Source organism: Corallococcus sp. AS-1-6 (genome assembly GCF_020037015.1).
Classification (GTDB): Bacteria; Myxococcota; Myxococcia; order Myxococcales; family Myxococcaceae; genus Corallococcus.
The window spans coordinates 349,470-362,028 of record NZ_JAIQDE010000003.1 but is presented as its reverse complement, the minus strand read 5'-3'; the positions used below and the strand labels follow the sequence as shown (position 1 = coordinate 362,028).

General features: G+C 71.9%; 5 protein-coding genes (1 of these 5 running past the window's edge). 1 reads left to right on the top strand and 4 read right to left on the bottom strand.

The features are described 5' to 3' along the window. Nucleotides 1–36: 36 nt before the first annotated feature. The gene (locus tag K8612_RS06845; protein WP_223761666.1) at nt 37–1,017 is read left to right on the top strand and encodes an aldo/keto reductase; all 981 of its coding nucleotides are present in this window, start codon (nt 37–39) and stop codon (nt 1,015–1,017) included. A 25-nt stretch (nt 1,018–1,042) separates the two neighbouring features. Here the strand turns inward: K8612_RS06845 and K8612_RS06840 are convergent, their stop codons facing one another. The 4 genes from K8612_RS06840 to K8612_RS06825 form a co-directional block, all read right to left on the bottom strand. Then, the gene (locus tag K8612_RS06840) at nt 1,043–2,011 is read right to left on the bottom strand and encodes an FHA domain-containing protein (protein ID WP_223761665.1); all 969 of its coding nucleotides are present in this window, start codon (nt 2,009–2,011) and stop codon (nt 1,043–1,045) included. Then, nucleotides 1,999–3,345, bottom strand: coding sequence for a serine protease (locus K8612_RS06835; RefSeq protein WP_223761664.1), 1,347 nt, complete (start codon nt 3,343–3,345; stop codon nt 1,999–2,001). Before K8612_RS06835 ends, K8612_RS06840 begins: the two co-directional genes overlap by 13 nt. Nucleotides 3,346–3,412: 67 nt before the next feature. Further along, a complete protein-coding gene (locus K8612_RS06830; RefSeq protein ID WP_223761663.1) occupies nt 3,413–4,081 on the bottom strand; it encodes a hypothetical protein in 669 nt (222 codons plus the stop codon). A gap of 54 nt (nt 4,082–4,135) precedes the next feature. Next, nucleotides 4,136–12,559, bottom strand: the 3' portion of a protein-coding gene (locus tag K8612_RS06825; protein ID WP_223761662.1) for a non-ribosomal peptide synthase/polyketide synthase. The gene runs 23,079 nt beyond the window's last position; the window shows 8,424 of its 31,503 coding nt (coding positions 23,080–31,503); its start codon lies off the right edge, out of view; its stop codon occupies nt 4,136–4,138.

Genomic DNA, 12,559 nt, shown 5'->3' with positions numbered 1-12,559 from the left:
GAACATCCCTGGCACCCCACACGAAGGAGCGGACCCATGAAGTACACGAACCTGGGACACACGGGCCTGCGGGTCTCCCGCATCTGCCTGGGCTGCATGAGCTACGGCACCCCGAAGTGGCGCCCGTGGGTGCTGGACGAAGAGGCGGCGCAGCCCTTCTTCCGCCGCGCGGTGGAGCTGGGCGTCACCTTCTTCGACACCGCGAACATGTACTCGGACGGCGTCAGCGAGGAGGTGACGGGCCGCGCGCTGCGCAAGTACGCGAAGCTGGACGAGGTGGTGCTGGCCACGAAGGTCTACTTCCCCATGGGCAGCGGCCAGAACGAGCGCGGCCTGTCGCGCAAGGCCATCACCCAGGCGTGCGAGGCGAGCCTCAAGCGGCTGGGCGTGGACACCATCGACCTCTACCAAATCCACCGGATGGACCCGAACACGCCCATCGAGGAGACGCTGTCCGCGCTGGATCAGCTCGTGCGCCAGGGCAAGGTGCGCTACCTGGGCGCGAGCTCCGCGTACGCGTGGCAGTTCATGCGCGCGCTCAGCGTGTCCGAGCGCAACGGCTGGGCGCGCTTCGTGTCCATGCAGAACCACTACAACCTCGTCTACCGCGAGGAGGAGCGGGAGATGCTGCCCCTCTGCGAGGCGGAGGGCGTGGGCGTCATCCCGTGGTCGCCGCTCGCGCGGGGGCTGCTGGCCGGCTCACGCAAGTCGCTGGACGACAAGGAGGCCACGACGCGCGCGGGCTCCGACACGCTGTCGCCCATGCTCTACAACCAGCCCGGGGACTGGGACGTGGTGGAGGCGGTGAAGCAGGTGGCGGAAGGACGCAAGGCCCCGCCCGCGCAGGTGGCGCTGGCGTGGCTGTTGTCCAAGCCCGTCGTCACCGCGCCCATCATCGGCGCGACGAAGCCCGCGCACCTGGAGGACGCGGTGAAGGCCGTGAGCCTCAAGCTCACGCCCGAGGAGGTGAAGGCGCTGGAGGCCCCCTACAAGCCGCACGCGGTGCGCGGCCTGTAGGCGGCGGCCAGGGGTGGACGCGCCTTCAGCGCTCCTTCACGAGCGCGTCCACCTTCTTCTCCAGCGGCCGCACGTCCTCGAAGAACGAGTCCATGGAGTGCGCCGGGGCCACGCGCAGCACCGGCGGCAGGAGCGAGCGGGGGAACTCCAGCGCCTCGCTGAAGGGCTCGTTGCCCAGCAGCTCCGACACGTTGGTCAGCGCCAGCACGCCCAGCGACGCGATGACGAGCCCGCGCACCAGCCGCTTCGAGCTCCAGCGCGTCACGTAGCGCAGGTGCCAGTAGAGCCCCCACCCCACCAGCCCCAGCACCCCCAGCGTGCGCACGAAGCCCAGCCACGCGCCCAGCGAGAAGCTGAAGCTCAACAGCGCGAACAGGGGCGGCGACACCGCGAAGCCCAGGAGCAGCAGCGCGCCAATGGTGGCGTGCACGCGGAAGTGGAAGCTGCGCCGGGCGATGCGGCTCGCCAGCGACCAGCCTCCGGCCCACAAGAGCGCCAGTCCCAGCGGCAGCACGCTGGACAACAGCAGGTCGCCCCAGTCCGTCTTCCCGAACTGGGTCACCCGCTCGGAGATGAAGGACATGACCACCAGCGCCTGCATCGCCAGCGCGAAGGCGCGGGGGCGCTCGAAGAGGCGCTCCCGTGGCGCGGCGGAGGCTTCGTTGACGACGGTGTCCTCCACCACGAAGGAGCGCGGGCGGAAGCGCAGCACCGTGTCTCCCACGGACACGCGCGTGTCCGGGGTGAGCACCCGCTCCTTCAGCGCCGCCCAGGGCTCCACGCTGAAGGTGCCGTTGACGCTGCCCACGTCGTGCAGCACCACCGCGCCGTCCTCGCGCCGCTCCAGGCGCAGGTGCTCGGCGGAGACCTTCGGGTCGTCCAGGATGACGTCGTTGGCGTAGCCGCGCCCCACCGTCACCGGGAACCGGTCCAGCTTGTGCCGCGCCTGGACGGCGTCCCCTTCCAGCACCTCCAGGAAGATCACTTCGTCCACGACAGGCCCTCCAGGTAGCGGCGCGCCAGCTTGCGCGCGTTCTCCGCGGAGAAGCCGCCCAGCGTGAGGCTGGTGTCCACGCCGTGCGTGGTCGCGTTCAGCGTGGCCGCGCGCAGCACCAGGTCGTAGAGGCCCGGGAAGCGGCGGTAGGCGCGCAGGCAGATGGCGGCGCGCACCGTGAGGCCCTTCACGTCCACGAACTCCGACTTGCAGCGGAAGTTGGTGACGTCCTCGCGCGTGGCCGCCACCGCGTCCGGGTCCTGGGAGAAGAGCGTGCTGTAGAGCGCGGAGAAGCGCATGGCGCCCAGCTTCTGGCTCTCCACGTGCTGGTGCAGGTAGGCCACCACGCCCGTGCGGTGGCTGGAGGACAGGAAGATGTCCTCCTCGGAGGAGCACTGGTAGCTCGTGACCGTGTAGGGCGTCTCCGGATCATGCGGCGTGTCGCCCCAGCACTTGAGGAAGGGGCTCCAGCGGCCGGGGACGCGGTACTCGCCCAGCGACTGCTTCGGCAGGTCCGTGGCCATCAGCCGGTCGGTGATGCGCTGCTGGTTGGCCAGCAACTGCTCCTTCACGGACGTCATCAGCGTGGCCGGGTCCGGCGGAGCGCCCTGCTCCAGCGCCCGGTCCAGCAGCGCCCGCGCGCGGGCCACCGGCACCAGGAAGCCCACCTGGTTGCCCATGGTGGCCACGTTGACGCCCACGACGCCGCCCTCGCCGCTGAGGGTGGGCCCGCCGCTCATGCCGGGGTTGATGGCGCCGGTGAAGTGCACGCGCTCGTAGAGGGCGTCGCGCACCAGGCCGTTGTAGGTGCCCTCCACGATGGTGGTGCCCAGGTCGCGCGGGTTGCCCATGGCGAACAGTCGCGTGCCCTGCGGCGGCTCGTGCTCCTCCAGCTTGAAGAAGTCGCTGACGGGCGAGTCCACCTGGATGACGGCCAGGTCGCTGGCCACGTCCACCGCGAGCAGGCGCACCGGCACCGTCGCGTCGCCGCGGTCCAGCTCCGCCGTGTAGTCCTCCGGGTGGAGCACCAGGTCGGAGACGACGTGGTAGTTCGTGAGGGCGTGGCCCTTCGCGCTGACGAAGAACGCGGAGCCGATGGAGGACTTCGTCCCGGAGCGGCGCTCGATGATGCGCACCTGCGCGACGCGGCCCTGGATGCGGCGGAACAGCTCGTGCGTGGCGGGAGGCAGCGACGCCACCGGCAGGGGCGGCACCACCGCGTCCGCGACGCCGGCGTCCGGCACCGGGAGGACCGGCGGGGCCGGGGACGCCGAGGGCTCCGGCGGGGCCGAGGGCCCCTGCGCGAGCACGGCGACAAGGAGGAGGGAGAACATGGGCGGCGGCACCGTATCCCACCGCGAGCCCCTCCGGGGGACGCCTTGGCCCTGCTCTCAGGCCGCGCTACGGACCGGCCGGCTCCTCCCCCTGCCGGCGGCGGCGCCAGGCCGCGTACGACACCAGCAGGGCCCCGGCCAGGGTGCCCGCCAGCGCCCCCGCGAGCCGCCGGGAGACGACGCCCGCCACCGGGGCCTCCATGCGGAAGGTCTCCAGCGAAGCGCGCACCCCGGGGGCCAGGGCGTCCCAGCGGGCGGCGGGCGCGCTGACCGTCACCACGGCGTGGCGGCCCTCGGAGGCCAGCCCCGTCACCAGCACCGTGCGCACCTGCCCTGCCTCGCGGAGCGTCCCCAGCACCTCCACCCGGGGCACGGGCCCGCCCACGCGGTCCACCCGCTCCGGCGTCAGCGCCACGCCCAGCTCCCGTTGGAAGTGCTGGACCACGGCGGTGGAGAACGCATCGCGCTCCGAGGGGCTGGCGGAGAAGCCCCCGTCCACCACGGCGATGAGGAACGTGGCCGCGTCCGGGCCCTCCCCATCCGCCAGCGCCGCGGACAGGCCGCGCGTGCGCACGCCGTCCTCCGACACCGCGCCCACCTGCGAGCCGGTGTAGCGCTCCCAGCGCGTCATGCGGAACGTGTCCGGAGGCCGGAAGCTGTAGCCATCCCGCCGCAGCTCCGTGCCGAGCGCGCCGGACAGCGACAACCACACACCGGTGAGGACGGGCAGGAGCACGGGCCCCGAGGATAACCCCGAAGCCCGCGCCACGCCCGCTCCCCTGCCCCGCCGCTACCCGAGCTTCTTCTTCAGGTCGTCCACCGGCGTCGTGTGCGTGACGATGCGGGACTGGAGCTCCCGCGCCACGTTCGTGATCAGCGGCTTGCGCATCATCGTCATGTGCGTGCCCGGCATGTCCACGATCTCCACGCCGCCGGTGACCAACTCCTCCCAGCCGGTGTGCTCACGCGTGTCCGGCCGCTGGCTGGCGCGCAGGAGCACGAGCTTCCCGTCGAGCGGCTTCGCGTCGTACTGCGTGAAGGCGCGCGAGGTGGACTCGAACACCCGGTACAGGTTGCGCACGCGCTCCACGCCCACGTCGGCGATCTGCGTGTCGCCCTGGCTGCCCACCTCGTAGAAGTAGTTCACGCGCTCCGCCTGCGTCATCTTCGAGATGCGCTCGCGCAGCTCCATGGGATCGCGGCCGGTGGTGGCCGCCAGCATCATGGTGAGCTCGGAGGTGAGCATGTCCTCCAGGACCTGCTCCGGCGTCTTGTCCGGCACCATGTGCTGCACGGTGTACGCGTCGATGCTCGCCAGCAGCGCCACCTCTTCGCCCACGGCGCGCAACTGCCGCGCCATCTCGAAGGCGATGATGCCGCCCAGCGACCAGCCCGCCAGGTGGTAGGGCCCGTGCGGCTGCACCTCGCGCACGGCCGACAGGTACAGCGCGGCCATCTCCGCCACGGTGCCCAGGGGCTCCTCGCCCTCGGTGCCCCGGGCCTGCAGGCCGTAGCACGGCTGATCCGCGTCCAGCTCGCGCGCCAGGTCCACGTAGCAGAGGACGCCGCCGCCCGCCGGGTGGATGGCGAAGAGCGGAGGCTTCGTCCCCTCCGGCTTCAGCGCCACCAGCGGCGACCAGGCGCGTGAATCCGCCTCCAGCAGCGCGGCCAACTGCTCCACCGTCGACGCCTGGAACAGCGACGCCAGGGGCAGGTTCTTGCCGGTGAGCTGCTGGATGCGGCCCATGAGCTGCACCGCCAGCATGGAGTGGCCGCCCAGGTCGAAGAAGTCGTCGCGGATGCCAATGGGCGACATCCCCAGCGTCTCCTCCCAGACGCGGACCAACTGCAGTTGCAGCGGCGTGCGCGCCACCACCAGCGTGGAGGCCTCCGCGCGCGTGGTGTCCGGCGCGGGCAGCGCGCGGCGGTCCACCTTGCCGTTGGACGTGAGCGGCAGCGTGTCCAGCGTCACGAAGGCGGACGGCACCATGTACTCCGGCAGCGTGCGCCTCAACTGCTCGCGCAGCTCCTGCGGTCCGGCCACGGCCTGGCCCGGCGCGCCCACCAGGTACGCCACCAGGCGCTTGTCGCCCGGCACGTCCTCGCGCACCAGCACCACGGCCTCGCGCACGCTCGGGTGCGAGAGCAGGCCCGCTTCGATTTCGCCCAGCTCGATGCGGAAGCCGCGCACCTTCACCTGGAAGTCCGCACGGCCCAGGTACTCCAGCGTGCCGTTGGGACGCCACCGCGCCAGGTCGCCGGAGCGGTAGAGCCGCGCGCCCGGAACGGTGCTGAACGGATCCGGGATGAAGCGCTGCGCGGTCAGCTCCGGCCGGCCCAGGTAGCCGCGGCTGAGGCCGTCGCCGCCCACGTACATCTCCCCCGTGACGCCCGGAGGCACCGGCTGTCCGTGCGCATCCAGCACGTACACCTGGAGGTCCGGGATCGCGACGCCCACCTCGCTGCCGCGCCCGCCCTCCGCGTCCGCCGCCTTGAGCGCGCGGTAGGTCACGTGAACGGTCGTCTCCGTGATGCCGTACATGTTGACGAGCACCGGCGCGTTGTCCGCGTGGCGCGCGTACCACGGACGCAGGCTGCCGAACTCCAGCGCCTCGCCGCCGAACACGACCGTGCGCAGGGACAGGCCCTCGTGGTCGCCCGTGCGCTCCTCGTGCTGGATGAGCTGACGGAACGCGGACGGCGTCTGGTTGAGCACCGTGACGCCCTCGCGCTTGAGCAGCGCGTGGAAGTCCGCGGGCGTGCGGCTGACCTCGTACGGCACCACCACCAGCTTGCCGCCGTACAGGAGCGCGCCCCACATCTCCCAGACGGAGAAGTCGAAGGCGTACGAGTGGAACAGCGTCCACACGTCCTTCGCGCCGAAGTCGAACCAGTGCTTCGTGCCGTCGAAGAGGCGCACCACCTGGGCGTGCTCGATCTGCGCGCCCTTGGGACGGCCCGTGGAGCCGGACGTGTAGATGACGTACGCCAGGTGATGCGGCGCCACGCCGCTGTCCGGCGTCGTGGTGGGCGCGGAGGCCCACGCGGCGGCCTCCGAGTCCAGGCACAGGCGCTTCGCCGCGCCCGACGGCACCACGTCCAGCAGGTGCTGCTGCGTGAGCACCACCGGCACGCGCGCGTCCTCCACCATGAACTCCAGGCGCTCGCGCGGGTAGGCCGGATCCATGGGCAGGTACGCGCCGCCGGCCTTGAGGATGGCCAAGAGGCCCACCATCAGCTCCAGCGAGCGCTCCACCGCGAGGCCCACCAGCACCTCCGGCCCCACGCCCAGCGTGCGCAGGTGGTGCGCGAGCTGGTTCGCCCGCGTGTCCAGCTCGCGGTACGTGAGGCGCTGTTCAGCGTAGGTGACCGCGACGGCGTCCGGGGTGCGCGCCGCCTGACGCTCGAACAGCGTGTGCAGGCACGCGTCCACCGGGAAGCGCGCGTGGGTGTTCCAGCCGGCCACCACCTGCTCGAGGTCCTCCTCCGCGAGCAGCGGCAACTGGTGCAGCCGCGCGTCCGGGTTCGCCCCGATGCCCTCCAGCAACACGCCCAGGTGACGGGCGAGCCGCTCGGCGGTGCTCGCGTCGAACAGGTCGGTGTTGAACTCGAGCCCGCCCTCGATGCCGTTCGCCGTCTCCGTGAGGCCCAGCGACAGGTCGAACTTCGCGGTGCGGTGCTCCACCTCCACGCCTTCCAGGGTGAGGCCCGTCAGGTGGAACGACCCCTCCGGCGCGTTCTGCAGCGTCATGGACACCTGGAACAGCGGCGTGCGGCTGGTGTCGCGCGTGGGCGCCAGCTCCTCCACCAGCTTCTCGAACGGCACCTCCTGGTGCGCGTACGCGCCCAGCGTCGTCTCCCGCACGCGGCCCAGCAGCTCGCGGAACGTGGGGTCGCCGTCCAGCTTCGTGCGCAGCACCAGCGTGTTGACGAAGAAGCCGATGAGGCCCTCCGTCTCCGCGCGCTGGCGGCCCGCGATGGGCGTGCCCACGCTGATGTCGTCCTGTCCGGAGTAGCGGGACAGCAGCGTCTGCCACGCGGCCAGGAGGACCATGAAGGGCGTGGTGCCCTCCTTCAGCGCCAGCGCCTTGAGCGTCTCCGTCAGCTCCCGGCCGACCTTCACCGGGACGCTGGAGCCGTGCGACGTCTGCACCGCCGGACGCGGACGGTCCGTGGGCAGCTCCAGCGCGGAGGGCGCGCCGGTGAGCTGCTGCTTCCAGTAGCCGAGCTGCTTCTCCAGCACCTCGCCCTGGAGCCAGCCGCGCTGCCAGCCCGCGTAGTCCGCGTACTGCACCGGCAACTGCGGCAGGGACGGCGTGCCGCCGTTGGAGAAGGCCTCGTAGGACGCGGCCATCTCGCGCACCAGCACGCCCATGGACCAACCGTCGGAGACGATGTGGTGCATGACGAGCAGGAGGATGTGCTCCTTCTCATCCAGCTTGAGCAGCTTCACGCGCAGCAGCGGACCGGTGGCCAACTGGAACGGGTGCACCGCTTCTTCGTCCGCGAGCCGGCGCGCCTCGTCATGGCGCTCGGGGTCCGGGATGTCGGAGAGGTCCACCACCGGGAGCGGCAGCGACACCGCCGGGTGGATGACCTGCGTGGCCTGGCCGTGGTCCAGGTGGAACGACGTGCGCAGCGATTCGTGCCGGCGCACCAGCTCCGTGAAGCTCTGCTCCAGCGCCGTCACGTCCAGCGAGCCCTTCAGGCGAAGGACCATGGGCACGTTGTAGGCCGGGCTGGACGCGTCCAACTGGTGCAGGAACCACAGGCGCTGCTGGGCGAAGGACAGCGGCAGGCGGCCTTCGCGCGGCAGCGGCACGATGGCGGGCGCCTGGGTGCCCGCACCGGCCTGGAGCGCCTGGTCGATGAGGACGGACAGCTTCTGCACCGTGGGCGCGTTGAAGACGTCCCGCAACTGCAGGTCGATCCGGAAGATGCTCCGCACGCGCGACAGCACCTGCGTGGCCAGCAGCGAGTGTCCGCCCAGCTCGAAGAAGTCGTCCGTCGAGCCCACGCGCTCCACGTTGAGCAGCTCGCTCCACGCTCCGGCGAGGAGCTGCTCCGTGGGGGTGCGCGGCGCGATGAACGCCTCGTCCTGCGCGCGCTCGTCGCTGGGGACGGGCAGCGCCTTGCGGTCCACCTTGCCGTTGGAGGTCACCGGCAGCGCCTCCATCACCACGAAGGCGGACGGCACCATGTACTCCGGCAGCGTGCGCTCCAGGTGCTCGCGCAGGCCCTTGCGATCCAGGACCTCCACGTCACCCGCGACGTAGGCCACCAGCCGCTTGTCGCCGGCCACGTCCTCGCGGACGACGACCACGGACTCGCGGACGCCGTAGGCGCCCATGAGGGCGGATTCGATCTCCCCCAGCTCGATGCGGTAGCCGCGCACCTTCACCTGGTGGTCGACGCGGCCCATGTACTCCAGCGTGCCGTCGGCGCGCCAACGGGCCAGGTCGCCGGAGCGGTACAGCCGCGCGCCGGCATCCGTGCTGAACGCATCCGGGACGAACTTCTCCGCCGTGAGCTCCGGGCGGCCCAGGTAGCCGCGGCCCACCTGCACGCCGCCGATGTACAGCTCACCCGGCACACCCACCGGCACGGGCTGCGACTGCGCATCCAGCACGTACATCCGCGTGTTGGGCAGCGGCTTGCCGATGCGCACCGCGCCGGAGCCCGAGTCCTCCGGGGCCACGACGTGCACCGAGCAGCCCACCACCGTCTCCGTGGGGCCGTACTCGTTGATGAGCCGCGTGGCCGGCGCGTGCTTGCGCCAGAACGCCAGCTCCTCCGCGAAGAGCGCCTCGCCGCCGATGACGAAGGCGCCCGTGCGCCCCGCCGCCGCGTCCGCGCCCAGGAGGTCCGACAACAGCCGCAGGTGGCTGGGCGTCAGCTTCACCAGGCTGAAGCCCGTGCCCTCACGCAGCACGTCCGCCAGGCCTTCCACGCCCCGCGTCTCCGACACCATCACCACGCCCCGGCCCGCGACCAGCGGCGCCAGCATGCTGGTGACCGTGAGGTCGAACGCGAGCGACGAGTGCACCGGCGCGCCCGCGCCCGTATCCAGCCCGTACGCGGACAAGCACCACGTCAGGTAGTTGGACACGCCGCGGTGTTCGATGGCCACGCCCTTGGGCCGGCCCGTGGAGCCGGACGTGTAGATGACGTAGGCCAGGTTGCCGGCGGACACCGCCGTCACGGGCGCGTCCTCGCGCTCGCGGGAGATGCTCCGCTTCCAGTCGCCATCCAGGCTGATGAGCTGCTGGGTGGTGACGGGCAGCTCGTCCGCCAGCGAGTCCTGCGTCAGCACCACCGGCACCTGCGTGTCCTCCAGCATGAAGGACAGGCGATCCAGCGGGTACTTCGGGTCGAGCGGCACGTAGGCGCCGCCGGCCTTGAGCACGCCCATCACGGCGATGACCATCTCCAGCGAGCGCTCCAGGCACAGGGCGACCTTCACCTCCGGCCCCACGCCCAGCCGGCGCAGGTGGTGCGCCAACTGGTTCGCCTTCGCGTCCAACTGCCGGTACGTGAGCGTCTCACCCTCGAAGGTCGCGGCGATGGCGTCCGGGGTGCGGGCCACCTGCTCCTCGAAGCGCTGGTGGATGCAGGCGTCGCGCGGGAAGTCGGCCCGCGTGTCGTTCCACGTCGTCAGGAGCTGCGTCTTCTCACCCTCGGTGAGCAGCGGCAGGCGCTGCACGGGCACGTCCGGCCGGGACGCCACGCCTTCCAGCAGGACGCGGAGGTGCTCCAGCATCCGCTCGGCGGTGCCGGCGTCGAACAGGTCGGAGTTGTACTCCATGGCTCCGCGCAGCTCGCCGTCCACCTCCGACAGGGTCATGTTCAGGTCGAACTGGGCGGTGCGGTGCTCCAGCGGGACGGCGCGCAGCGTGAGGCCCTTGACCTCCAGCTCCGGCACCGGCGCGTTCTGGAACGACAGCAGCACCTGGAACAGCGGCGTGCGGCTGGTGTCGCGCGTGGGCGCCAGCTCCTCCACCAGCTTCTCGAAGGGCACCTCCTGGTGCGCGTACGCGCCCAGCGTCGTCTCCTTCACCTGGGCCAGCAGCGCGCGGAAGGACGGGTTGCCGTCCAGCTTCGTGCGCAGCACCAGCGTGTTGACGAAGAAGCCGATGAGGCCTTCGGTCTCCGTGCGGCCACGGCCCGCGATGGGCGTGCCCACGCTCACGTCGTCCTGACCGGAGTAGCGCGCGAGCAGCACCTGCCACGCGGCCAGGAGCACCATGAAGGGCGTGGCGCCTTCCTTGAGGGCCAGGGCCTTCAGCGTGTCCGTCACCGGCTTGCCCACGCGCAGGTTCACGCTGGCGCCCCGGTACGTCTGCACCGCCGGACGCGGGCGGTCCGTGGGCAGCTCCAGCGCGGCGGGCGCGCCGGTGAGCTGCTGCTTCCAGTACGCCATCTGCTGGGCCAGCACGTCACCCTGCAGCCAGCCGCGCTGCCAGCCCGCGTAGTCCGCGTACTGCACCGGCAGCTCCGGCAGGGACGGCGCGCGGCCGGAGGCGAAGGCCTCGTAGAGGGCCGCCATCTCCCGCACCAGCACGCCCATGGACCAGCCGTCGGAGACGATGTGGTGCATCGTCGCGAGCAGCACGTGCCGCTGGGCCTCCAGCTTGAGCAGCTTCACGCGCAGGAGCGGGCCGTTCGCCAGGTGGAACGGGCGCTGCGCCTCTTCGTTGGCCCGGCGCTGGGCCTCGGCCTCACGCTCGGCCTCGGGCCGCGCGGACAGGTCCACCACCGGCAGGGACACCGTCACCGCCGGGTGGACGACCTGCGCAGGCTGGCCGTCACGCATGGGGAACGTGGTGCGCAGCGATTCGTGGCGGCGCACCAGCTCCGTGAAGGCGCGCTCCAGCGCGGACACGTCCAGCGTGCCCTCCAGCCGCACCGGCAGCGGGAGGTTGTAGAAGGCGCTGTCCGGCTCCAACTGGTTGAGGAACCACAGGCGCTGCTGGGCGAACGACAGCGGCATCCGCTCCGCGCGCGGCAGCGCCACGAGCGGCGGCGCCTTCACGCCCCTGCCCTGCGCCACGAGCGTGTCCACGCGCCGGGCCAGGTCCGTCGCCGTGGGCGCCTCGAAGAGCGTCCGCAGCGGCAGCTCCACGTCGAAGGCCTCGCGGATGCGCGACGCCAGCCGCGTGGCCATGAGCGAGTGGCCACCCATCTCGAAGAAGTGGTCCTCCACGCCCACGCGCTCCACCCCAAGCAACTGCGCGAAGAGGGCCGTGAGCAGCTCCTCCGTCGGGGTCCGCGCGGCCACGAAGGCGCGCGAGCGCGACACCTCGCCCGTCGGCGCGGGCAGGGCCTTGCGGTCCACCTTGCCCGCGGGAGTCAGCGGCAGCGCCTCCAGCACCACGAAGGCCGAAGGCACCATGTACTCCGGCACCTCCGTCTTCAGGTGGCGGCGCAGCTCCACCGCGTCCAGCGTGCCCTGCCGGGGCACGACGTAGGCCACCAGGCGCTTGTCGCCCGGCGCGTCCTCGCGCACCACCACCGCCGCCTCACGCACCTCCGCGTGGTGCAGCAGCACGGACTCGACCTCGCCCAGCTCGATGCGGAAGCCGCGCACCTTCACCTGCGAGTCGATGCGGCCCAGGTACTCCAGCTCCGCCGAGGACGTCCACCGCACGCGGTCGCCGGTGCGGTACAGCCGCGCGCCCGGCTCCTGGCTGAACGGGTTCGGGATGAACCGCTCCGCCGTCAGGTCCGGCCGGCCCTGGTAGCCACGCGCCAGTCCCACGCCCGCCACGTACAGCTCGCCCGGGACGCCCGCCGGCTGCGGCCGGAGCGCGGCGTCCAGCACGTACACCTGCACGTTCGCCCACGGCTTGCCAATGGTGAGCCGCTCCGGGTTCGCGCCGTTCTCGGTCAGCGTCGCGCAGACCGTGGCCTCCGTGGGGCCGTAGGCGTTGATCATCAAGCGCCCTTCGCCCCACTTGCGCGCCAGCTCCACGCTCAGCGCCTCGCCCGCGGAGATGACGGTGCGCAGGCCCTCCAGCCCCTCCGTGCCCAACTGCGCGAGCACCGACGGCGTCAGGGTGACGGCGGTGATGCGCTGCTGCTGGAGCAGCGTGCGCAGCGGCTCGTCCGGCAGCAGCCGGTCGCGCGGCGCGAGCACCAGCGTGGCCCCGGCGACGAGCGTGCCGAAGACCTCGCACACGCTCGCGTCGAAGCTGGACGCCGCGTACTGCAAGAC

Excerpts from the sequence above, each read along its gene's own strand:
- K8612_RS06845 (WP_223761666.1), top strand. The coding sequence starts at position 37 with ATGAAGTACACGAACCTGGGACACACGGGCCTGCGGGTCTCCCGCATC.
- K8612_RS06835 (WP_223761664.1), bottom strand. The coding sequence starts at position 3,345 with ATGTTCTCCCTCCTCCTTGTCGCCGTGCTCGCGCAGGGGCCCTCGGCC.